This window comes from Devosia geojensis (genome assembly GCF_000969415.1).
Taxonomy (GTDB): domain Bacteria; phylum Pseudomonadota; class Alphaproteobacteria; order Rhizobiales; family Devosiaceae; genus Devosia; species Devosia geojensis.
Genome location: NZ_JZEX01000173.1, coordinates 19,097 through 40,280 on the forward strand (window position 1 = coordinate 19,097; position 21,184 = coordinate 40,280).

Annotated in this window: 21 protein-coding genes; 8 read left to right on the plus strand and 13 right to left on the minus strand. The window is 61.2% G+C overall.

Annotated features, from left to right (window positions below; genetic code table 11):
- Positions 1 to 20: 20 nt before the first annotated feature.
- Positions 21 to 1,532, minus strand: coding sequence for a proton-conducting transporter transmembrane domain-containing protein (locus VE25_RS19080; RefSeq protein WP_439328919.1), 1,512 nt, complete (start codon positions 1,530 to 1,532; stop codon positions 21 to 23).
- A 153-nt stretch (positions 1,533 to 1,685) separates the two neighbouring features.
- Between VE25_RS19080 and VE25_RS19085 the strand changes: the two genes are divergently transcribed.
- The gene (locus VE25_RS19085; RefSeq protein ID WP_046110259.1) at positions 1,686 to 2,591 is read left to right on the plus strand and encodes a LysR family transcriptional regulator; all 906 of its coding nucleotides are present in this window, start codon (positions 1,686 to 1,688) and stop codon (positions 2,589 to 2,591) included.
- A gap of 307 nt (positions 2,592 to 2,898) precedes the next feature.
- Here the strand turns inward: VE25_RS19085 and VE25_RS22515 are convergent, their stop codons facing one another.
- The 3 genes from VE25_RS22515 to VE25_RS19095 all read right to left on the minus strand — a co-directional run bounded on the left by VE25_RS22515 (position 2,899) and on the right by VE25_RS19095 (position 5,262).
- Positions 2,899 to 3,111, minus strand: a complete 213-nt coding sequence (locus VE25_RS22515; protein ID WP_083989061.1) for a Y4oE-related protein — start codon at positions 3,109 to 3,111, stop codon at positions 2,899 to 2,901.
- 187 nt (positions 3,112 to 3,298) lie between these two features.
- A complete protein-coding gene (tcmP, locus tag VE25_RS19090) occupies positions 3,299 to 4,492 on the minus strand; it encodes a three-Cys-motif partner protein TcmP (RefSeq protein ID WP_046110260.1) in 1,194 nt (397 codons plus the stop codon).
- Positions 4,489 to 5,262, minus strand: coding sequence for a DUF5131 family protein (locus VE25_RS19095; RefSeq protein WP_046110261.1), 774 nt, complete (start codon positions 5,260 to 5,262; stop codon positions 4,489 to 4,491). Before VE25_RS19095 ends, tcmP begins: the two co-directional genes overlap by 4 nt.
- Before the next feature lie 482 nt (positions 5,263 to 5,744).
- On the opposite strand from VE25_RS19095, the gene VE25_RS19100 reads away from it, so the two are divergent.
- Entirely contained in the window at positions 5,745 to 6,773 is a 1,029-nt protein-coding gene (locus tag VE25_RS19100; protein ID WP_046110262.1) for an IS110 family RNA-guided transposase, read from the plus strand.
- A 438-nt stretch (positions 6,774 to 7,211) separates the two neighbouring features.
- Here VE25_RS19100 and VE25_RS19105 read toward each other — a convergent pair whose 3' ends face one another.
- The 4 genes from VE25_RS19105 to VE25_RS19120 all read right to left on the minus strand — a co-directional run bounded on the left by VE25_RS19105 (position 7,212) and on the right by VE25_RS19120 (position 10,705).
- Complete coding sequence (locus VE25_RS19105) at positions 7,212 to 8,153, minus strand: DUF4238 domain-containing protein (RefSeq protein ID WP_046110263.1); 942 nt, start codon at positions 8,151 to 8,153, stop codon at positions 7,212 to 7,214.
- 88 nt (positions 8,154 to 8,241) lie between these two features.
- Positions 8,242 to 8,886: an RES family NAD+ phosphorylase gene (locus VE25_RS19110; protein WP_046110264.1), complete on the minus strand. Its 645-nt coding sequence runs from the start codon at positions 8,884 to 8,886 to the stop codon at positions 8,242 to 8,244.
- A complete protein-coding gene (locus VE25_RS19115) occupies positions 8,883 to 9,488 on the minus strand; it encodes a helix-turn-helix domain-containing protein (protein ID WP_046110265.1) in 606 nt (201 codons plus the stop codon). Before VE25_RS19115 ends, VE25_RS19110 begins: the two co-directional genes overlap by 4 nt.
- Positions 9,489 to 9,595: 107 nt before the next feature.
- Positions 9,596 to 10,705 carry an RHE_PE00001 family protein gene (locus VE25_RS19120; protein WP_046110266.1) on the minus strand — a complete coding sequence of 370 codons (1,110 nt, stop codon included), beginning with the start codon at positions 10,703 to 10,705 and terminating at the stop codon, positions 9,596 to 9,598.
- 283 nt (positions 10,706 to 10,988) lie between these two features.
- On the opposite strand from VE25_RS19120, the gene VE25_RS19125 reads away from it, so the two are divergent.
- A complete protein-coding gene (locus tag VE25_RS19125; RefSeq protein ID WP_046110267.1) occupies positions 10,989 to 11,912 on the plus strand; it encodes a recombinase family protein in 924 nt (307 codons plus the stop codon).
- Positions 11,913 to 12,027: 115 nt separating this feature from the next.
- On the plus strand, positions 12,028 to 12,234 hold the full coding sequence (locus VE25_RS19130) for a hypothetical protein (RefSeq protein WP_439328917.1): 207 nt from the start codon (positions 12,028 to 12,030) through the stop codon (positions 12,232 to 12,234).
- Positions 12,235 to 12,271: 37 nt separating this feature from the next.
- Here VE25_RS19130 and repC read toward each other — a convergent pair whose 3' ends face one another.
- From repC to VE25_RS19155, 5 genes are all read right to left on the minus strand, one after another.
- Complete coding sequence (gene repC, locus VE25_RS19135; RefSeq protein WP_046110269.1) at positions 12,272 to 13,582, minus strand: plasmid replication protein RepC; 1,311 nt, start codon at positions 13,580 to 13,582, stop codon at positions 12,272 to 12,274.
- Positions 13,583 to 13,748: 166 nt separating this feature from the next.
- On the minus strand, positions 13,749 to 14,759 hold the full coding sequence (gene repB / locus VE25_RS19140) for a plasmid partitioning protein RepB (protein ID WP_046110270.1): 1,011 nt from the start codon (positions 14,757 to 14,759) through the stop codon (positions 13,749 to 13,751).
- Positions 14,760 to 14,834: 75 nt separating this feature from the next.
- The gene (repA, locus tag VE25_RS19145; RefSeq protein ID WP_046110271.1) at positions 14,835 to 16,058 is read right to left on the minus strand and encodes a plasmid partitioning protein RepA; all 1,224 of its coding nucleotides are present in this window, start codon (positions 16,056 to 16,058) and stop codon (positions 14,835 to 14,837) included.
- A gap of 429 nt (positions 16,059 to 16,487) precedes the next feature.
- Positions 16,488 to 17,717 carry a Fic family protein gene (locus VE25_RS19150; protein ID WP_046110272.1) on the minus strand — a complete coding sequence of 410 codons (1,230 nt, stop codon included), beginning with the start codon at positions 17,715 to 17,717 and terminating at the stop codon, positions 16,488 to 16,490.
- Between the two features lie 259 nt (positions 17,718 to 17,976).
- Positions 17,977 to 18,681 carry an autoinducer binding domain-containing protein gene (locus VE25_RS19155; RefSeq protein WP_160300006.1) on the minus strand — a complete coding sequence of 235 codons (705 nt, stop codon included), beginning with the start codon at positions 18,679 to 18,681 and terminating at the stop codon, positions 17,977 to 17,979.
- Between the two features lie 211 nt (positions 18,682 to 18,892).
- Here VE25_RS19155 and traI point away from each other — a divergent pair, with 211 nt between their 5' ends.
- The 4 genes from traI to VE25_RS19175 are packed head-to-tail and all read left to right on the plus strand — an operon-like array spanning position 18,893 to position 21,181.
- Positions 18,893 to 19,522, plus strand: coding sequence for an acyl-homoserine-lactone synthase (traI, locus tag VE25_RS19160; RefSeq protein WP_046110273.1), 630 nt, complete (start codon positions 18,893 to 18,895; stop codon positions 19,520 to 19,522).
- Between the two features lie 25 nt (positions 19,523 to 19,547).
- Entirely contained in the window at positions 19,548 to 20,531 is a 984-nt protein-coding gene (gene trbB, locus VE25_RS19165; protein ID WP_046110274.1) for a P-type conjugative transfer ATPase TrbB, read from the plus strand.
- Complete coding sequence (locus VE25_RS19170; protein ID WP_046110275.1) at positions 20,521 to 20,889, plus strand: TrbC/VirB2 family protein; 369 nt, start codon at positions 20,521 to 20,523, stop codon at positions 20,887 to 20,889. The genes trbB and VE25_RS19170 overlap by 11 nt, the downstream gene beginning before the upstream one ends.
- Positions 20,882 to 21,181 carry a conjugal transfer protein TrbD gene (locus tag VE25_RS19175; RefSeq protein WP_046110276.1) on the plus strand — a complete coding sequence of 100 codons (300 nt, stop codon included), beginning with the start codon at positions 20,882 to 20,884 and terminating at the stop codon, positions 21,179 to 21,181. The genes VE25_RS19170 and VE25_RS19175 overlap by 8 nt, the downstream gene beginning before the upstream one ends.
- Positions 21,182 to 21,184: the final 3 nt, after the last annotated feature.

Here is a 21,184-nt window from a genome sequence, read left to right on the forward strand (position 1 = left end):
GCAGATTCTCCATAACTTCGTCATACGGCGCGTGCGAAGGACCAGCCGCCGAGTATGCGGTCGAACACCGCGTTGGCATAAAGCCCATTCGAGAGGTGCACGCGCAGACCCGCCGCCGCCGGGTGATAGGCCCAGAGCGGGAACATGGCCTGCGCCACCGCCACGATTCCGAAGCTGATCACGGCGAGCACGATCAGCGCCCACTCGAGCGGCCCAGGCGCCGGCGTGGGCGGCAAGGTGCCCGACATCAGCCACTGCGCTCCCGTCTGGAGCCCGAAGTATCCGGCTGCGGCCGCCGCCGAATAGAGGGCGGTGCGCCGGGTGAGGGCCCTGGGTGCGGCGTCAGCCAGTCCCTGCGCGAGCAGGTAGGCCACGCCGAGGATCAGGATGGCGCCGAGCGCGATTGCCTGGGGCGACTTCTCCGCGATCCCGAAGACGGCACCGATCACAGCGTAGATCACGAGCGCGAGCACAAAGGCGCGGCCGACCGCCTTGGCGTTCGGAATCGCCACCGGGCCGGGTCGCCGGGTTGCCGCCACACGCTCGACAGCGCCGCCCGAGTCGAGGAAAGCGTGCGCCTTGTAGAGCGAGTGGGCGACTATGTGCAGGAGCGCCAGCGGGAACAGCGCGAGCCCGCATTGCAGGATCATGAAGCCCATCTGCGCAACCGTGGACCAAGCGAGCGAGGTCTTGACTGCCGGCTGGGTTAGCATCACCAGGCCGCCGATGAGCGCCGTGAAGCCGCCCACCATCACCAGCACCGCGAGCACGCTAGGCACGAGCAGCATGAGATCGGCGAAACGGATCAGTAGGAAGCCGCCGGCGTTGATGACCCCGGCGTGCAGCAGCGCCGAGACCGGCGTCGGCGTCTCCATCACCTCGGTTAGCCAGCCATTGATCGGGAACTGCGCCGAGATCAGCAGTGCGGCGAGGGCGATCGGGCCGGTCGCCCAGAGCGCGCTTACCGGGGCCTCCCCGGCGCGGGCGGCGTCGAGGATCGCCACGATATCCGTGGTCCCGAACCCTGCCGCCAGCAGGATCGCGGCGGCAATCAGGGCGACGTCACCGATCCGGGCGATCACGAAGCGCTTGCGTGCCGCCCGCCGCGCCTGGACGCGCTCGGGGTAGAAGAGCAGAAGTTTATGCAGGAACAGGCTTGTCGCGATCCAAGCGGCAACGAGCTGTACGAGACCGCCCGCCTGTACGAGGAACAGGACGGAAGCGAGGGTTGCGCAAAGCCAGCCCGTGAAGGCGCCGTGTCGCGCCTCGCCGTCCATGTAGCTTGTGGAGTAGCGCAGTGCGACCCATCCGACAAAGGAGACGAGCAGCAACATTACCGCGCTGACGGCATCGAGGCGTACCCAAATGCTGACCTCGCCGATGCCAATCATGGCGCCGCCTGGCCCGTTGGCAACCAAGAGTGCCGCGGAGAAAAACGCGACTCCGAACGAGGCCAGCGCCGACAGTTCGGCAAACCTGGAGGCAAAGCGCGACCGTTTCCCAGTTTGGATGAAAGCCGCAGCGGCAGCCATCAGCAGCAGGCCAGGGGCTAACAAGGGCACTAGATATTCGGGCAACTCTGGCTCCTTCCGAGGCATGGCGTGGTTGGGTGTGCTACATACCGTGCTCCTGGCCTCCAGAAAAATTCATTGTTTATGCGTTTTCGTTCTGTTAAAGCGAACGAAATGGTCACGCTGAACTACAACCACCTCAGGTACTTCTGGGCAGTGGCTCACGACGGGAACCTCACCCGCACCGCCGAGCGGCTGAACCTGTCACAGTCCGCGCTATCCGTGCAGATCCGCAAGCTCGAGGAGCGGCTCGGCCACTCGCTTTTCGAGCGCCGCGGACGGCAACTCCACCTGACCGAAGCCGGGCGCATTGCCCTCGACTACGCCGATGCGATCTTCGCAACCGGTGATGAGTTGATCGGAACCCTGAGGGAGACGGGCCGACTCCGGCAGGCCCTGCGAATAGGGGCGCTCGCGACGCTGTCGAGGAACTTCCAGATCGGGTTTCTCCGCCCGGTCCTGGGGCGCACGGACGTCGAGGTGATCCTGCGCTCCGGCAGCCCGGCGGAGCTTCTCCATGCGCTTGAAGCGCTCAGCCTTGACGTGGTACTGCTCAATCAGCCTGCCGCACGCGATGCCGCAACGTCTTTTGTGTCGCACCGCCTGGTGGAACAGCGCGTCAGCTTGGTCGGCGTTCGAGATCTCCTGACAAATGCTGGTACGCTCGCCGATCTACTCGCTTCCCGACCCATCATTCTCCCAACGCTTGAAAGCAGCGTCCGTACCGGCTTCAATGCCTTGGTCGACCGAATGGGAGTGCGTCCGCAGATCGCCGCAGAAGTCGACGACATGGCGATGATGCGTCTCTTGGCTCGAGAAGGTATCGGGCTTGCCGTGCTGCCGCCGATCGTTGTCAAGGATGAGTTGGACAGCGGTCTGCTGGTGGAGGCCGACAGCCTTCCGGGAATCGCAGAGACATTTTACGCCGTCACAATGGAACGAAGGTTTCCCAATCCGCTACTGCGCGAGCTGATCGAGCTGAGAGAGACCCAGTCCAGCATAGTGCATGTCTCCAAGTAAGTGCCCTCCGAAGAGGAAGAGGTTTGGTCCCGGTCCCGTTCCCTCCAGCGCGAGATCGGTTTGGAAACGTCGCCCGTTTGGTGCGTCAGAACAAGTGTCCGGTGAAGGCGCCGCGGTTCAGGGCGAAGTGGCCATCTGGTTTTTTGAGCGGGATCGTTTCGAGGAAGAGTATGCTCGCCGCCGCGCTGATGGTCATGCAACAAGCGACCAAATGATCGCCAGTTTGAATTGTTCGCTGGATGACGGCTTCAATGCGGTTGCCGTCCGATCGATGACAATGCCGCATAGCCGGGAAGAAAAGCCCTGTCTACGCCCACCCGACATGTGAGGCTTTTTCAAGTTTCATGAAGAGATCGAACCAGAAGCGATATTCGGCGGAATCGCGTGCACCTAATGCGGCAAATGCACAATATGCGACCGATGTCGTCGGATCTCTGCCGAATTCGTCAATTGCGGCTTCGACGGCTTCGTCTTCGCTCAAAGTCTCCCATCCGAGAATTACAGGGCTGCCAATGTTCATGACGCTATCCCCTTTGTATTTTGCGCCCAAACACGCTTGACCCCACTCCGGCTGCATGCACCCGAGTCTTGCCGAGCGCATCTATCTGCGTAAGCAGCGGTCAGTCCGATATTCGACCGAAATCTCCCGATGCGGACTGATGGGCGGGCGCGCAGCCACGTTGCATCGGCTGCGCGAGAGGATTCGATCAACCTGGGACGGCGGCTGAATCAGATCCAGGCGAAATGGGCGGTGGCGTCAGCCCGATAGGGTCGTCATCGCCGGGGGTGCTCTTCCTTGATCCGTTAACGCGCCATGTGTTCGCTATGAGTCCCTCCTTCGCCAGTTCGGCACACACCTGCCTGGCATCCGTCCTCCGGAGCATGAAGGTCTCGATCATGGCCTGCCACACAGCCGAGAATGGGAAGGCCCTGCCCTCGGTCCGCAACTGGTCGAGCAGCCATTCCCGGGCCTCCGTCCGGTAGCCCTTCACCTGCGCCTCTATCGGAAGCGGCGACTGGAACCCCGCCATTGCGAACATATCCAAGGTGCCGGTCGCGGCCTCCCTCAGCGCCTGCTTCGCCTCGTGCCTGTGCATGCCGTGCGCCCTCATGGCCGAGAACTCGACCTCCCGGTAGGTGGCGAGACCTTCGCCGCTGCGCGTGCCGTAGACGATGGAGAAATGCTGGCGATCCGACAGCTTCGCGATCGGCGTGGACAGGACGTGGCTGAACATGCCTGCCTTCCGGAACGCCTCGGCGAAAAGGGCCTGCACGGCCTCGTGCCGGCGTAGCGTGCAATCGAGGCGGCTGCGCCAGTCCTTGCCGAGGATGCCGTCGAACGAGGCCGTGATCTTCGGGTCATCCCACGCCGTGAAGCGGTTGATGAAGTCGAACATGTAGTTCAGCAGCACCTCACCCGGCTGGTGCTGCATGATCCTGGCGATCTTATCGAACTCGTATCCCGTCCAGCCGGTCGGGTCGATGAAGGTCAGGGCGAAGGACGTTCCGACGACCTTCATGATCTCGTCGACGGCGTCCTCGAGCCTGCCGTGGAAGGTGTGCACGTAGAAGTCGTTGGCGGGATCGTGATGCTGCATGACCGCCGCGCGCAGCTCGGCGTAGGCGCCTGCCTTCTCCTCGACGAAGAAGCAACGGATGCGCTTCCGCTTGCCCTGTGCGCGGAGCTGCTGCTGGGCGTCCTTCAGCACCCGGATCGCGATCATGAAGGAGGTGTCCGAATAATCGTCGGTCTTCGCTTCCCAAGGGCCGGAGAAGCCATCGACATAGGTCAGCGTCGGGTATCCTCCGAGGAGGAGCTTGAACGCGAGGGACTGCAGGTACTTCTCGAGGATAAAGTGCTTGGCGAACGTCTGCTCGCGGCCAGCGTACTCGGGTTTCATCTGTCTCCTGCCCTACTCCGCGGCGACCGAAACTCCCCCCGAGTCGGACTGACGCAAGGTAACTGGCTCCATTCCTTCCCGTCCAGCGTCCGGCCGCCGCTTTTCGGCCGGACCCCTCCCCATTGCTTGAAGAAGAACGCGACGCCCGCCTCGTTGCACTGATCGCGGACCTCCCTCACCCAGTCCGGATGCATCGGTCTCGCTCGAGGTCCGCTCTCCCCCCCGACGATCACCCAATCAATCCTGCCGAGGTCCATGCGTCCCATGGGGCCGATGAGCGGTTCGACGGAGAGGAACCGGATCGAAGCGTTCATCTGCTGCATGTGCCGTATGCGCGACTTCCTGCTGCCGTCCTCGACGGACGTTCCGAGCCAGATGTGCGAAGGGGCCGCGTCGTCCGCGTGGCGCCTGTTCACATAGTCCCGCATACGCGAGCTGCGCTTGGTCAGGATCTGGAACGTGTGCCAGTCCGCCTTCTCCATGGTATCGAAGACGCGGTCGACGAAGGAGAACGGGACCTGCTTGTGGAAGAGGTCGCTCATGGAGTTCACGAATATCATCTTCGGCGACTTCCATGCGAGCGGCTGCTCCAGCCGTTCCGGACGCAGCATGAGGTCGAAGCCGCGCTCGAACGGGTGTCCAGGCGTGCCGCGGAAGCGCTCCGAGAACCGCTCGGCGTAGCAGTTATCGCAGCCCGCGCTGATCTTCGTGCAGCCCGTGACCGGGTTCCACGTCGCGTCCGTCCATTCGATCGCTGTCGTGCCGGCCATGCGAGCGCCTTGGAACATAAAGGGAACACATAATGCATCGCCCGCGGTTAGGGAAGCGTTAAAAGTTTAGCGATCATGCGGTCATGCGAAACTCTCTCGACGCAGACACATCTCGCCACCGAAAGGGTTCTCCACCAATCGCCCCATCCCAAGCCGTGCAACGCGGGATCTCGAATCGGATTGACCGGATATTGTCCTCGGGCCCGCTGCCAACGCGCCGGTCTCCATCAATATGCCAAGTCGCGGGTTCGCAGCTTGTTGTCTATGGCCATGGGAAAGCTGCCATCCTCGCGCGGCGCCTATCTAAACCCGCTTCCAGAAAAATTTTTTCTTGCGGTTTGATAAGGGGGCTAGGAGCGGTCTGGCAGATCTCAGACGGATTTCGCAGAAAGCAGATGATGTGGATGGCTCCCGCTCCCGGCATCTGAGTGCCAAAGTGTGGAAGCTGTCAAAGCAACCACGAGCCAAGGGAGCCATCCGCCATGGAGATTAGCACGATCGGCCTGGATTTGGCCAAGAACGTCTTTCAGGTCCACGCTGTTGATGCGACGGGCAATGTCGTCATCCGCAAGGCGTTGCGACGTCGGCAGGTCCTGCACTTCTTCGCCAAACTGCCGCCTTGTCTGATCGGCATGGAAGCCTGCGGGACATCGCATTATTGGGCGCGCGAGCTGGTGACGCTGGGCCATGTGGTACGGCTGATGCCACCGGCCTACGTCAAACCGTATGTGAAGCGCGGCAAGACCGACGCAGCTGACGCCGAGGCGATCTGCGAGGCGGTGACACGGCCGACGATGCGGTTCGTGCCGGTGAAGTCGGCAGAGCAGCAGGCGGCGCTGGCGCTGCACCGGACGCGCGATCTGCTGGTCAGGCAGCGTACGCAGTTGGTCAACATGATCCGCGGCCTGCTCGCCGAGTTCGGTATCGAAATGGCGCGCGGGCTGCACCGTGCGCTTGCGTTAGCCGAGCGGCTTGTCGCCGGCGAGGCGCCAGAAGTGCCGCCCCTGGCGCAGCGCATTGTCGCTGGGCTGGCGCATCAGATCGGTGATCTTCAGCTTCGCCTGACAGCGCTTGAGAAGGAGCTTCTTGCCTTGCATCGCTCAAGCGAGCTGTCGCAACGGCTCGCAACAATCCCTGGCATCGGCGTCATCTCGGCCACCGCGCTGGCGGCCTCGGTGGTCGAACCGGAACGCTTCCGCTCGGGCCGACAGTTTGCCGCTTCTTTGGGCCTGACGCCGCTTGCCAACTGCAGCGGCGGCAAGGAGCGATTGGGCAAGATCTCGCGCATGGGCGATCGCTATCTGCGTAGGCTGCTGGTGGTCGGTATGACCTCGCTCGTAAGGCGGGCGAGAAGCAAACCGGATTCGGTCGATCCGCGGATAGTGGCGATGCTCGAGCGCCGATCCGCGCGCGTCGTAACAGTCGCTGCGGCCAATCGGACTGCGCGCGTCGTCTGGGCAATCATGACCAAAGGGGGCACCTATCGGTCGCCGCGAATAGCTGTCGCGTAAACCAAAACCCAGGAAGAGCGCTTCAGGAGTTTGCGAGGGCGACGCGATGTGATGGCGAACCGGTTAGACCGGGAGCCGGGACAACCCGTGCTATGTCGTGGGCGTCATTGCCCGCAAAGCAGAGTGGGACCCAGTTCGCGGATACCATCAGGGCCAGCGGTCATAACTCCGACCGCATGACAGGCCGGACAGAAGACTGCACCCGACCACCCGCCAGAAACGTCAAATCACCCCTTGCAATGCGGGAGCCATCCACAGAAGACATCGGGTAACTTCGGCGATGCCGTGCCATGATGCGATCCTCTCTGAGTCCGCTTTCTGTCACCCACCCTTGCGAGTCGGAGAGACCGGGGATCATCGAGAGGTTGGCGGCAGACCTGTAGCCGAAGGGCGGAAGGGCCTGGACACTCTGACCGACGCGAAGGGCAGCGCCCTCAGTCAATTTTTTTTGCGGGTACCTTGCTGACTGAGCTGCAAAATGCCGTCACCATGCTCCACGGTGATATTCCAGGTCTCCACCCGAAATTCCCTGTTCTTTGCCACAAAGGATTGAACCCAAGGCGCCATGAGTGAGGTGTAAACGACAGTCTCGGCCGACCTCACAAGCTCCCGGTTTATGGCAACTACTTCATGCCTTGCCAGCTGCATCACGCGATGGCCGAAATCCGGGAAATCAAGACTGTCCCCTTTGGTGTCGAAATTCGGTCGGATGCGGATAGCCAGGTCAGGAGTGAGAGGGACAACCCGGTTGAGGATGCGGGGATCCCCGGCCTGTTCATTGGCAACCGGATAATCGCTCGTGAAGAAGGGGCAATCGGCATGCTCGTTGACCAGGATGTCCCACTTGAAGTTGCCGAGGCGAGCTACACGGTCAATGATGGAAGCGATGCCAACCGCTTGGGGGTACTTTGGGTCGATATCGACGATGACGCGGCCGTCTTCGATCATGTCCACCAGTGTGCCTTCTCCCATTTCTGGCGGAGGCTCCTGCAAGTCGCCCCGCCGCTCGACCATGGCGGCCAGTATTTCGACGGAGCCGCGCACCGGAGTGGAGTTGATCCGCATGGCGGCAGGCGAGCACGACATGACATAGGCCACGAAGCCTGCAATCGTGTAGATGGCTGCGCCATCCGGCTTACCCCGCCGCAAAGACTTGACCGAGCTGTTGTAGCGTCCCTCGATTGTCTTGAGGAAATCTTCAACGGCGCGCTCGTCCTCGAGATAGACGTTCGTGTTTCCGTCCTCGATGCGGCACTGGCTCGCGGAATTGCACTGGTATTCCAGCAGATCCGCCTTGCGGATCGCATACATCCGCTTGCCCAGGGCCGGAGCATAGAAGTTCTTGAGATGAACTTGGGAGATGTAATGGTCGAGCGCCATGCCTTAGGTCTTTGGGGTCTGCTTGGTCTGTCGGAAAGCGCCATGTCGACACGAGGAAGGTCGCCATCGTGCCCGCCTGTGCATCGAGTTATTCGAGGGGTGGGGAGACGGATTTGCCATAGCTGTCGAGCACTGCGGCCACGTCTCCAAGCATGCTCGACAAAGAGTGGGTTTCCTGAGCTTTAAGGCGGACATCGGCTCTTTCAAAGATCGCGAAACAGGTCTCGCTGGAGTCATGGCGCGACTGGTAGGCTAATCCATCCGGACGGTCTGGGTGATCCCAAAGGGCGTCCGACCAAAGGCCGCAAGGCTGATAGGGGCCCGTTGAAATCGAGTTGTCCGTCCCGACCGTCTGCAGTCCCGATCCATACAGGCGCACAATCCGCAAAGGTCTGTCAGAGACAAGCCCGGATACGGAGCGCCCAACGATATCGGTCATGGCCACCATGAGACGTTGCGGATTGCGCACGAGCGTTTCGGCTAGGGCGCCGCGAAGGGTAAGGCCGGCATAAAGGACGCCGAAGCGTCCGCTGGCACTGTCAAAGCGGTTCGTCGGCGGCACGTTGGGGCCTGGGCCAAAGTAGATCGGGTCGAGCGACGAACGGTGGACACGGTGCAACACCTGTCCGGCCTGAATCTGGTCGATTGGCAGCGATATTTCAGCGAGCCATACGGGTGGAGGAGGCGCCAGACCGGAGGGACCGCGGGGCGCGGCCCGCTTCCCCGGCGTCATGCAAACCCGTCCTGCGCCTCACTGCGCAGGAGGCGAAGAACCGCACCCCGGTCACCGGACTTCAGCGCTTCAAGGGCCGATCGCCCTCCAAGCGCCGAGTCGGACGCGAGCAGGAAATCGAGCGCCACCCATGGCCCGGCCGAAGCGTAGGCTCGAATGACATCCGCGATACCGGCGACGACGTCCGTCTCTTCGAATTGACAGGCGGGATAGCGCCAGCCGCTCCCCTCGCGAACAGCAAGCAACGCTCCGGCTCGCCGGCGCTTGTCGACAGCTTGACGCGAGATGCCGAGAAGTCGGCCCGAATCCTCAGCCGACAAGGTGCCGCCAGCGCGCTCAATCAGGCGCTTGCGGTGTTCGACGTTCCTCGCCAAGGCAGGGACCAGCGGGTCGAGCTCGATGACGGATGGACCGACAACCTCGGACCGGCTGAGGAGCCATGCAAGCGAACCCGCATCGGTTGGCGCAGCCAAAGCGTCGGACAGTGTCTTCGGCGACGCGGTGGCCGCCATGCGCTCAAGCGCTGATGTTGCGCGCCGAAGAAAGGCCGCCTGCAGGGAATCAGAACGAGTGCTGCTCGGGTTTGGCGCAGTGCGAACCATGATAACCTCGCTGGTTGTCTTAGGGATTATATAGATACGCTAGCGCCGCCGTCAACCAACTGCTCGCTGCAGGTGCCATGGTTCAGTGAGTCCGTTGGCGCGCGTTTTCAGAGAATTCCCCATGCGCGATACCGTCCCCTGCCCGTCATCTCCCGCACGCCAAGCTCAGTAATGAGGTTAAGCGCGCCGCGCGGCGTTACATTCACCTCCTTGGCGATCATCGTCGCAGACACGATCGGCCGCGACAGGATCAGATCAATCACACCTGGCAGACTGCTCGACGAACGCCTGGACCGCAGCCGGCGCTGCATTTGCTCCCGCGCCTGGGCAAGCCGAGAGATCTCCTTCATGCCGGCGTCGCCGGCGGCCGACATGGCGTCGAGAGCCGCCAGTAGACGCGTCGTCTTGCTCCGCGACCGTCGGCGTTCGCGTGGGATCGTCTTCAGCCCGACATTGATGCAAAACAGATGTGAGGCCACCTTGCGCCGGGATCGGAGCCAGGCGCCGACCACCAAAGGGCCGAGCCAGTGCTTGTTCTGGAGTGGTTCCAGGGTTTCCCACGCCTCCCAAAGAACTGCGGCCGCGAGCGTCGGTGGCATGTCTTCGACCTCACGACCGACCGCATGCCATTGCTCGATCCTGCCGCGCTCATCCCATTCAGCATCGCGGACGACCAGATCTCCCACGATGACACTTTGGGGCCTCTCGGTATGAACGGCGGGAGCCCCTTCCAGAATGCGCCGGGAACGTTCGAGAACCGCATCGATCGCGGCGAATTCCGCGGACAATGCCTCCTCTCCTCTTAGAGAGTCGTTCCCACCGCCATCATCAACCGGGCCTTGCTCAAACTCGGCTGCCCCATCTGGCGCGCTTCTCAGGCCCGAAAGCGCTAAAAGGCCCGAGCCGCTGACAGCCCAGGCGGGATCGGCATCCGCGATCCGTCGGCGGGAGCGCAGTATCGCATGCGATATGATAAGCTCATGCGTCGGCGCCCGCACGTCCATGTGGGCATCATGAAGGACGAGATCCTCGACGTGCACAAGCTCACCCGAAATCCACATGCTTGCGGCCGCATCGAAGAAATGACCCCTTTCGACAAAGCCCTTCCCCACAGGGCTGCGTCGCACCGCTTCGTCGAGGCGTGCGAGCTGATCCTCCGCCCCCCCGATCGCCGGCAGGAGGGTTTGGAAGGGCAAATCTCCGATTTCATAACACATTGTAATAACGTCACTTTGTTCACCATGCGGAAGCTATCATAGCCATCGCTTCCGTCATAGCGGTACATTTTCCACGCGCGCGTACTATAGGAACGTCAGCAGCTTCCGGATTGAACAGATTGCTCCTCGAGCGTGGCTAAGATCGACGAGAAACGCCGATTTGCGGGGATTCCACGCCCGGCCGAGTCCCTGAGAGGTGTTCAAGAGACGTTTACAAACGATCGGTTATCCGTATCTTCTACGTTTGTAATTTCGTCTCCGATACGGTTCTCGGGCGCTCCAAATGGCCAAAACACCGCACAACCACTCCTCCCGTCGACCACAGGGCCGGCAAATCGGCTATGCGCGCGTCTCGACAGACGAGCAGGCTACAGAAGCCCAGGAGATGGAGTTGCGGTCGGCCGGATGTGAGACAATCGTCCGGGAGCACGGCTCGGGGGCCTCACGAGCCCGCCCTGCCCTTGCCAAGATTGTCCGCGAGATCGACGCCGGCGACACGCTTGTCGTCGTTCGGCTCGACCGCCTGGCGCGCTCGGTAAGCCATCTGCTCGATGTCATCGAGGACCTGACGGCAAAAGGTGCGCATTTCCGGTCGCTCAGCGACCCGATCGACACCACGACGCCGCAAGGCATGTTTTCCCTGCAGGTTCTTGGCGCCGTGGCCCAGCTGGAGCGGGCTCTCAACTCCGAGCGGACCAAGGCAGGCATCAAAGCCGCCAGGGCAAAAGGCCGGATGCCGGGCAATCCAGGGGTCCGCGAACGTCGGCCGGACGCGCTGGCTAAGATGACGGCCGCGCAAAAGGCAGCCTATGGAGCGCGTCTCCAGTCATCCGCGAACCAGTGGCTTCCCATTGTGCGGCGCATGCGACCCGACCACACATGGGACGATATCTCCCGCGTTCTCAGGCAACGTGGTCTCGATTGGACTCCTGAGCGTTTACGGCGCGCGGTGAAATGGATTGTCAGCGAGGGAATGGCCGACAAGTCGCTTCTGAGGAAGTCGCCGCCTCGGCCAGCTGAGGATCGTCTGATGACCCTCGTGGCGGGCATCCATTCCTCCAATCCGGAGCTGACCTTGCGCGAAATAGCCAACCAGCTCGAGCGCCTTCATGAGCGCACGCCCCGTGGCGGTACGAAATGGGCACCATCGTCCGTCAAGAACCTCATCGACAGGGCAAAGCGCAGCGGCTTGCTTGAGGCGGCCTGAACACGCAACCGAGGACTGATTTTGTGGGCCGTACGAAGTACAATTCGCGGGCCTCGATCGTAGCCAGAATATCCCAAACGGTCCGCAAACTCCGGAGCGCGCAGCAGTGGAAGCCATGACCGTCAACAGCCGAGACGATTTCGCGCAATGGGCCATCGAGCGAACCAAGTCGATCCTGACCGACCAGGGTTCGGATCTCGCTTCCGCGGCGCGATGCGGAGACGATGCCCGGTTGGGCGAAGCTGCAAACGCCCTCGGCCAGGCGATCATCGATGCACTACTCGAATCCTTTGACGGTTTGATCGACGACGACAGAGACTGACCGACTTGCCACCCGCGAAATTCAAATCGAACAGTCATCACGATCTGGGCTTGTTCAGCGACCGCAGAAGGGCTTCCGAGACCGCAAGCCGCCCTTCCTCACCGCCGCTTGGCGGTTCGTGGCCAGCCTTCACCGCCGATTTGTCCGCGTCCAGCTTGGCGCGCAGCAGCGCCATGATCATCGGCCAGGTCGAGAATTTGCCATCCCTTGCCTTGTCGGTCAGGCTGCGTAGATACCCGCCAGCGCTGTTGATCTGGTCTGATCGCTGGTAGATCGCTGCGAGTGTGATCGCCGCATGCTGTTCGCCCATGACCTCGCAGGCGTCTCGCCACGCGCTGGGACTGATCGCCAGCATCGGCCGCGCCAGTTCCGCCGCGGCCAGAAAGTCCCGCCAGTGCCGGATTTCGCCGCCCTGGGTCAATTCTCGCAGGTTCGGGCAGGCATCCAGCACAATGCCCAAAGGCAATTCGCGCTTCGGCAAGCTCCGTACGTTGTCGGTTTCCGCGGCGCTGCCGCTCGCTTCATCTTCTTTTCCAGAGCCCTCTTCAGATTCAGATATGGAGTCTGGGTTTGAATTCTGTATGTGGCGACCAGAATGGGACTCATTGGCGTCCGGATTCTGCGTTTTTGCAAATGATTCCAAGACATCGAGGATCTCCGTGTAGAGGCCGTGGAGATCGCAGCAGATATCCTCGACGAGTTGCCTCGGCGCTGAGCGCGGCAAGCGCCCGACGATGGCCTGATAAGTCTGGTGGACCCTGCCCCAATTGCCTGGAACGTTCTCCTCGATGCCGGTCTCGATGAGCTTGACGATATCGCGGCGCAGGAGCGTGAGACGCTCCTTGGCGATCCGAAAAGCGTTCTTTTCGGCCCGTACGGTGTCCGCCAGCTCCTGGAATTCCTCGGCCCGAGCAACGATCGGGGAAAGATCGAACCCGTATGCCTGTTCGACCTGCCCTCCCCTGCCCTTGCGGGCGAAGCGCTTGCCGTTCGGACTATCGCGGCGAATGATCAGCCCACAGTCGACCAGGACGGCCAGGTGGCGCCGCAGCGTCGTCGCCGGCATTCCATTCGCACGGGCCATGAGCTGCTCGTTCGACGGCCAGACGATCAGTTCACCGTCGCCTTTGAGCTCCGTTTCCGGGTGGAACGAGAGCAGGGCATTGAGAATGGCGAGAGCGCGGTCCGTGGCGCCGATCAACTCGCGTGCTTCCCGGATCGTCTGGAACGCTTTCCATTTCTGCACCAGCGCACCGTCCGGCACCGACTTTGCCACAGCCTGGCTTGCCATCATGCCAAGCGACATCGTTCGCCGCCCAAAGGGCGTCGTTGGGGTATGCGTCTGCATTGTCCTTCACCTATCGCTAGGCAAAAGAAACCTGCTCGCCGAATCGGCGCTCAAACCGACCTGAATGGTCTTGACTATGATTCGCGGAAGTGGGATTCTCTCAGTCGCCAAACTTAAAGAGAAGGTCTTCCGGAATTGCCGTTTCGGGGGCCTTTTTCTTTTGCGCTCAATCTCCGTTCGTGGTTGCTCGTTTTTCCCGACGGAAAGCCTCATACAACTCGCTGAGATTTTCCGAGAGGTAGTCACCGAACGCTGCTGCGTCGGTCCCCTTCGCCTTGAGGGCGATGGTGAATTTCTTGCCACTGGCCACCATCTCCGCGGCGACACGCCCATCAGACGGCGCCCAGCTGCGTTTGGACGGCGCCTGCGCGGCACGGCGGCGCGGCTTGGATGCCTTCAGCTTCGCGACGATCGCATCGAACCGCGCTTCGCTTGGCATCCCATGAAAATCGGAACTCGATGCCAGAGCCAAGGCAGTGTCGACATTGCCCGGCTTGTCGAGGAGGAGCTTGAGCTCATACCAGCGATCACGACCGACAGCCTTCGCGCGGCCGATCGCTTCGAGCAGATCCTTAGGCATCGAGGCGACAGAGAGCATCTTTGAAAGCGTCGGCCGATCGACACCGATTGCGGCGAGGGCTGTGGCGTTGTCCTCGTCGAATTTCCGCTGAACGATGTCGGCGGCAAACAGTGCTTTCTCGATGAAGGACGTGTTCGCTCGCGCGTTGTTTTCCTGTCCCTGGGCGATCACATGATCGCGCTCGGAGATATCCTTGATGACAGCGCGAAGCTTGAGACCAAGCTCTTTTGCGGCGCGCCAGCGGAGGCGACCGAAGACCAGCATGTAGCGGCCGGGTCGCTGCGGGTGAGGGCGAAGGAGCGCCGGGGAGTTCTGGCCGGAACTGCGGATCGACTCCAACACCTGAGCGTAGTCGGCCTCGTAATCTTCCTGATCGACGTTGAGCCGGTCGTTGGCGAAAGATTGGTCTACCAGGTCGGGGTCAACCTCGATTATCGTCTCACCCTCGAGCAGCTTGCCTGCCTGGGCCGCCATTTCGTCGATCGAGCTTATGAGCGATCGTGATGCCCCCTTGAAGGTGTAGTCTCGTGCAACTGGGCGCTCGGCGGGAGCGTCGCCGTTGTCCATGATGCTGGCAAAGGGATTTTTCCGCGCCATTTGACTAGCACCCCCTTATGCGGTTTATGCGCTTGAAACCGTGGGCTTTTTTGGCGGTTTTGACGGCAGTCAACATCATAACCGCCCCCATGCCTGGTGGATCAGTCCCTGAATCTCGAAGTTCACGGCATCCATGCTGTCGATCGCCCGATCATAGGTATCGCGATTGAAGTTCGATCGCTCGACCTCATAGAGCGTCTGCTTGGTGAGGCCGGCGTCAGAAATCGCCGTGGATTTGAGCATCGGGCTTTTCAGGATTTCCTCGGCAAGCATCGACTGCATGAAGCCGACCATCTGCGCCTGGGGAATGTCCGTGGGCTCGTATCGGGTGATGAGATAGCGCAGCCAGTCCAGCTGGACCTTCGCGCCAGCACTCTTGATGGACTTCATGATATTGCCCAGCATCAGCAGAAACTGACTCATGGACATCAGGTCCAGCATCTGCGGGTGGACGGTGATCAGAACCGAGGTGGCGGCCGACAGTGCCGACAGCGTCAGATAGCCAAGCTGCGGAGGGCAATCGACGACCACGACGTCGTAGCGCTCACTGACCGAATCCAATGCCCGGGCGACCCTCGTGAAGAACCGCTTTCCTTCCTGAGACGGAGACTGCATGGCAAGCGGCGTCTCGTACTCATATTCCTGCAGCTCCAGGTTCGCCGGGATGATATCGAGCAAGGGGAAGTTCGTCTTGCGGATGACATCTTCGGCCGGGGCGGGGTTGTCGTACCGGATCGCGTCGTAGAGCGAGGGGTTCTTGTCGAGCTCCGGCTGGAAGCCATGGAGGGCTGAAAGCGAAGCCTGCGGATCGAGATCCACCGTCAGGACCCTGTGACCGGTGAGCGCCAGATGCTGCGCGAGGTGCGCCGTGGTGGTGGTCTTTCCCGATCCACCCTTGAAGTTGACGACCGCAATGACCTGCAGCTTCTCGCCAGGTTTGCGGTAGGGCACATACTTCTTGGAATCCGATCGCCCGTGCTTATCGAGATAGTCCCGAAGCTCGGTCATCTGCTCGGCCGCGTAAAAGCGCCGCCCGCCGGCACCGACGAAAGGCTCAGGACCTTTCTTTTCAAGATGGAGGCGCTTCAGATTGTTCGGACTGATCCCAAGATAGTGGGCAACTTCGGCCATGGAGAACCGCCGAAGGGTCTTCTGGCCCTCGGTCGGAAACTTCTCGACGCGCAATTGGTCGAGCTTGCGCGAGATCTCGGCCCCTTGGGCAAGGATCTTGTCGTCAAACTCAAAACTTGGGAGAAATGCCATCTCCGCTTCGTCCCCCAAATGAGAAAATAGCGCCATATTCGACCTTTCGGCCAATCTGGCGCCAGTATGAGCGATTCCCTTTCTCTGGCAAGCGATTTTGGGTTAACGAAACCTTAACGACGCGCCCAGGTCCACTCCAATAAGATCGCTCAGCGGAGCCTAACAGTCTGGGTTCGCGGCGTCGGCGAGCACGTTTTCTGCTGCGTTTTCACTCGCTTACTTGCTCCGCGATTGATGACTCCGAGAGAACATTCAATGCCACGTGCCGCTGGTTTGATCTATGCAGAACCCTGAGAAGTTTCACAGTCGTGCATTGCGTCAAACTGGGTGAGTCGGCGCGACTGCCGCTCCATTGCGGCGACTCACTTTCACCCGAGAACATCTGACCCTTAGCCGGCTATACGGCGTCCACATTTGGCGGGGCTGCCGGAGCAGTTCTGGCAAGTTGTCGCCCTTAAATTCCACTCACTTGAAAGACGGTGAAGGCGGTTCCGGGACATTGACTTCGGCGTCGGTGAAGAGATTCGGAAACAGCCGTTCCCTGAAATCGAGGGGGAAGGCAATGCGTACCGGTGCCTTCGGAGTGTCGGATTTCAGAAACCCGCGCTCGACGAGATCCGACAGCGTGTTCCGGGCCGTGCGCTCGGATGTTTTCAGCACGAAATTGGCCTCGCCACGGGGCAACCTGCCGTGCCGCAATACGGCCGCCACCAGATCAGGTGCTCGTTTGTCGTCGACGACATCTTTTATTAGGGCGCGGTAGCGAGCATCGAGCCGTCCGAGGTCGAACATTGCAGTCGAGAACCGTACTTGGTCCAGCGCGACCGTAAGGAACCATTCGACGAAATCCTTGAGCGCTGATTCGGAAAGATTTCCCCGGCCATCACGATCACCTTTTCTGGGGCTGTCGGCGTGATCCATCATGCGCTTGTATTCGCCACGATCTTTCAAGCCACGAGCGAGACCACGAGATATCGACCACAGGCCATTGCCTCCAATACCGGCCTTGAGCGCCATGGCGTGAGACATCAGGCGACTGACGCGGCCGTTACCGTCTGGAAACGGATGGATGTAATTGAGGCGGTGATGAGCTGACGCAATCGCGATGATCCGCAGGCTGGCCTGCTTTTCGGCCATGGCAAACCGCTTCTGGAAATACTCCATGAAAGCCACCACCCTGTCAGAAGATGGCGGCTGATGGCGGCCGACAGCCACATCATGTTCGGCGGACATCCGGAACTCGCCGGGAACAATCTCGGCCTTAGCACCATCAGGTTTGTCGATGAACCGGAATTCCTCGGGCATCTCGTCGTAGAAGGCGCGATGAACCCACCGAATGAAATCGATCGAAGTCGGGCTCGGCAGCTCGCCGCGCAACCCGAGGCCGTCAATCATCCTCTGAACTTCAACATGGGCCTTCGCCTCCAAGGCGAGGGGACGACGTTCGGGATCTATCTCGGCGCCAGCCAGTGCGCTCTCGATATCTCGAGGTCGGGTGTTGTGGCCTTCGATTAAATTCGAATAGTACGAATTCATGACTCGTACGAGATCGGCCAATTCGTCAGCGGACTCCGGATGCAAGCCTCGGCCGAGTTCATCGGCGGCCTTCTGCAGCTCGATTGCAAGATCGGCCAGGACGGTCGGCACTGCGTCGTCAAAAAACAGCGGCTCGATCCGGCCAGGGGTTTCAAGCATTCTTTGCCGATCTCTATCGTGCCTCAATGGATTGCAGTGTAAGGCATTAGAGACAACAAGTCAGCACAATTGCCGATATTAGTTGCCGATCTCCCTTGCCGATATCGGCGGCCGATCAAGACGCGAACCCGAACATGCCTCAAACGGCCGGCCGGATAGGGTAGGGGCCGTAGGCGCCATCGCGGACAACTCTCTTGCCGTCGCCAACCACAACTTACACGAGGTAGAGGCGGAACGGCCTTCACGCGGGCGAACAAGATCAGATCAACTGTTGACGTACTGCAAGCGCGACGGCGTGGGTGACGTTGGTGGCATCGAGCTTCCGCCGAGCATTCTGCAGGTGATACTCGACCGTCCGAACCTTGGTCCCGACGATTTGCGCGATTTCGGACATGCGCTTGCCTTTTGCCATCCAGCTCAGACAGAGACTCTCTCTGGGGCTTAGCTTGACGGTGACAGCAGGCATCGGCTCGAGCATCCAGCGACGCGCATAGACATCCACGTGCGCTGCAATCGAAGCGGCAAGGAAGGGGCATTTTACCAGGCAATTGTCACACCGGTTCGAGGACGCGAGCGTGAATAATACTGTCCTGCCGAATCCGGCCGACACGGGCACTGATATCCCCGATGCGATGCCATGATCCCCGGCTTCTCCAAGGAAGCGGACCTGGTCCGGCGACAATGCTCGTGCAAGATCGCGTTCGGACCACGCAAAGCAGCGTTCAGAACGGCGGGCTTCCTGCACGACGGGATCGATGCTCGCGTATTTCTTGTTGATATAGTGGCCTTGCCATGCGCGCGGGTATGTCGAAAACGTGTCGATCTCCGGCCCACAAACCGAGAGATAGGCGAACCAGTCAAATCCCAATTCGCCGGCGAACTCCTTCACCGCGGCTTTGACCGGCGCCATCCCCTGGGCCGTTTCTAGTGCATCTCGCAACTGGTCGAAGGCTTTGCTCGGCAAGTGTCCTCTCCGGGTGATTTCGTCCTCAAATCGAGTAGTCGCAATTTCGAGTTGCATCGCAATTCAGCCATAAATGCGGCAACGGCCCCTCGGCACTCCCCCCTGTCTATCACGGCGACGACTCTCCATCCCCTGTGACTTTTCACAGCTGGCGGTGCGCCGCCGCACGGGATTCAAGAGACCGCAATTCAATGGGTTAAGGATTGGGGTCATGCGCGTCGTCGCCATTTGCCGTACGAGGGCTACAAGTAGTGAGCAACGTCTGCTCAGGCATATGCATGAACTCCGTGCCAGGGTCTTCAAACACAGGTTGGACTGGGAAGTCCACGTAGAGCACAACCAGGAAACGGACGAGTACGACCGGCTCGATCCGACTTATCTTGTGCTCGTCGGCAACGATGGACAGGTGATCGGTTGCGCCCGGCTGCTTCCTTCCACCGGGCCGACAATGCTCGGTCAAACATTTCCGCTTCTGGCTGGCGCAGCTCGCATACCCCGATCGAGCAGCGTGGTCGAGAGTTCGCGCTTTTGCATCGACACCGAACGCAGCGACATCGTCTCGGCGAGCGGACTGCGCGACGCCACACACACCTTGTTCGCCGGCATCATCGAATGGTCGATGGCCAATGGGTTCGACCGGATCGTCACTGTTACCGACGTTCGGTTCGAGCGCATCCTCAACCGGGCGAAATGGCCGCTGGAGCGGCTAGGATCTCCACATCCTGTTGGCAATACCATTGCTGTCGCGGGTCTCTTACCTGCCGACGAAGCCAGTCTCGAGTTGGTGCGGCCGTCGAGCTACGTCCCCCTCTTCCCGGCCGCTGTTGAAGCCGCGGCCTAACCAGCAGCCGGGCAGGGGGCGGTTTATGAGCGAGTCGAAACGACGGCTGATCCTCGGTCTGCAGGACGCACTTGGCGCCACGGTCACCACCGCCCTCCATGACCCCGACGTTGTGGAGGTCATGCTCAACCCCGACGGCAATCTATTCATCGAGCGGGTAGGGCAGGGGATAGCGGCGGCGGGGCGAATGGCCTCCCATGACGCCGAGACGGTCATCGGCAAAGTCGCCCACGCCCTCAAGACCGAAGTCGACCAGGACCGACCTATTATTTCCGGGGAATTGCCCCTTGGCGGACATCGCTTTGAGGGGATTTTGCCACCGGCCGCGCCCGCGCCGATGTTCACGATCCGCAAGCGCGCCTCGATGCTGATCCGCCTCGATCGGTATGTCGCCGATGGCATCATGACGCCCGAGCAGGTGGATGTGATCCGCGATTCGATCGTGGACCGGCTCAACATCGTCGTGTCGGGAGGCACCGGAACAGGCAAGACCACACTCACCAACGCGATCCTGGCGGAGCTGGTCGAGACCACGCCGGAACACCGGCTGGTGATCCTGGAGGACACTGCCGAGATCCAGTGCGCGGCGGAAAACCATGTGATCCTGCACACCACAGACACGGTCGATATGGGCCGTCTATTGAAGTCGACAATGCGGCTGCGTCCGGACCGCATCATCGTGGGCGAAGTCCGCGACGGCGCGGCCCTCACGCTCTTGAAGGCGTGGAACACTGGCCATCCGGGCGGCATCGCGACGGTTCACTCGAACTCGGCCGCCGCCGCTCTTACCCGCCTTGAACAGCTCGTCGCCGAAGTCAGCTCCCAGCCGATGCCGGAAGTCATCGGGGAGGCGGTCGACCTGATCGTCTCGATCGAACGCGCGCCCGGCGGGCGAACCGTTCGCGAAATCCTGAGGGTCGAAGGCTTTCGCGACGGGCGATACCTCACCACGCCGGTCGGCGCGTCGAAACCCGAATCCATCCAGGGAAGAAATCTTCATGTCGTCTAAGAAGGCTTTCACGCTCATGGTCGGCCTCGCGGCCGCATCGCTCGTCATGATCGAACCGGCGCTCGCCAGCGGGGGAGGGGGCCTGCCCTGGGAAGGGCCGTTGGAGCAGATCCAGGAATCCATCACTGGCCCGGTCGCCGGCGCTATCGCGCTCGCAGCCGTCGCCATTGCGGGCGGCATGTTGATCTTCGGCGGCGAGTTGAACGATTTCGCCCGCCGGCTTTGCTACATCGTGCTCGTCGCCGGCATCCTGCTCGGCGCAACTCAGATCGTCGGTCTCTTCGGGTCCAGCGGCTCATCCATCGGCGTGCCGCTCGAGGCGCACGAACAAGGGCCGGTGGTTGCCCCGCATGGCTGAGAGGGAAAGCCGGCTGGCGACGGCGCGGATACACCGTGCCCTTTCGCGTCCGACGCTGCTCTTTGGGGCTGACCGTGAGCTCGTGCTTCTGACCGGGCTCGCCGCGGTCATTCTCGTCTTCGTCATCCTGACAACCGTATCGGCGCTGCTCGGCACGGTCATCTGGATCGTGGTTGTCGGGCTACTGCGCATGATGGCGAAAGCCGATCCACTGATGCGCCGCGTCTACCTGCGCCACATCAAATACCGCCCCTACTACCGGCCGACCTCTACGCCTTGGCGGACGTTCTGACTT

What these genes read in the sequence shown, in the direction of transcription:
- VE25_RS19080 (WP_439328919.1), bottom strand. Translation starts at nt 1,532, where the DNA reads ATGGCTGCCGCTGCGGCTTTCATCCAAACTGGGAAACGGTCGCGCTTT.
- VE25_RS19085 (WP_046110259.1), top strand. Translation starts at nt 1,686, where the DNA reads ATGGTCACGCTGAACTACAACCACCTCAGGTACTTCTGGGCAGTGGCT.
- VE25_RS22515 (WP_083989061.1), bottom strand. Translation starts at nt 3,111, where the DNA reads ATGAACATTGGCAGCCCTGTAATTCTCGGATGGGAGACTTTGAGCGAA.
- tcmP (WP_046110260.1), bottom strand. Translation starts at nt 4,492, where the DNA reads ATGAAACCCGAGTACGCTGGCCGCGAGCAGACGTTCGCCAAGCACTTT.
- VE25_RS19095 (WP_046110261.1), bottom strand. Translation starts at nt 5,262, where the DNA reads ATGGCCGGCACGACAGCGATCGAATGGACGGACGCGACGTGGAACCCG.
- VE25_RS19100 (WP_046110262.1), top strand. Translation starts at nt 5,745, where the DNA reads ATGGAGATTAGCACGATCGGCCTGGATTTGGCCAAGAACGTCTTTCAG.
- VE25_RS19105 (WP_046110263.1), bottom strand. Translation starts at nt 8,153, where the DNA reads ATGGCGCTCGACCATTACATCTCCCAAGTTCATCTCAAGAACTTCTAT.
- VE25_RS19110 (WP_046110264.1), bottom strand. Translation starts at nt 8,886, where the DNA reads ATGACGCCGGGGAAGCGGGCCGCGCCCCGCGGTCCCTCCGGTCTGGCG.
- VE25_RS19115 (WP_046110265.1), bottom strand. Translation starts at nt 9,488, where the DNA reads ATGGTTCGCACTGCGCCAAACCCGAGCAGCACTCGTTCTGATTCCCTG.
- VE25_RS19120 (WP_046110266.1), bottom strand. Translation starts at nt 10,705, where the DNA reads ATGTGTTATGAAATCGGAGATTTGCCCTTCCAAACCCTCCTGCCGGCG.
- VE25_RS19125 (WP_046110267.1), top strand. Translation starts at nt 10,989, where the DNA reads ATGGCCAAAACACCGCACAACCACTCCTCCCGTCGACCACAGGGCCGG.
- VE25_RS19130 (WP_439328917.1), top strand. Translation starts at nt 12,028, where the DNA reads ATGACCGTCAACAGCCGAGACGATTTCGCGCAATGGGCCATCGAGCGA.
- repC (WP_046110269.1), bottom strand. Translation starts at nt 13,582, where the DNA reads ATGCAGACGCATACCCCAACGACGCCCTTTGGGCGGCGAACGATGTCG.
- repB (WP_046110270.1), bottom strand. Translation starts at nt 14,759, where the DNA reads ATGGCGCGGAAAAATCCCTTTGCCAGCATCATGGACAACGGCGACGCT.
- repA (WP_046110271.1), bottom strand. Translation starts at nt 16,058, where the DNA reads ATGGCGCTATTTTCTCATTTGGGGGACGAAGCGGAGATGGCATTTCTC.
- VE25_RS19150 (WP_046110272.1), bottom strand. Translation starts at nt 17,717, where the DNA reads ATGCTTGAAACCCCTGGCCGGATCGAGCCGCTGTTTTTTGACGACGCA.
- traI (WP_046110273.1), top strand. Translation starts at nt 18,893, where the DNA reads ATGCGCGTCGTCGCCATTTGCCGTACGAGGGCTACAAGTAGTGAGCAA.
- trbB (WP_046110274.1), top strand. Translation starts at nt 19,548, where the DNA reads ATGAGCGAGTCGAAACGACGGCTGATCCTCGGTCTGCAGGACGCACTT.
- VE25_RS19170 (WP_046110275.1), top strand. Translation starts at nt 20,521, where the DNA reads ATGTCGTCTAAGAAGGCTTTCACGCTCATGGTCGGCCTCGCGGCCGCA.
- VE25_RS19175 (WP_046110276.1), top strand. Translation starts at nt 20,882, where the DNA reads ATGGCTGAGAGGGAAAGCCGGCTGGCGACGGCGCGGATACACCGTGCC.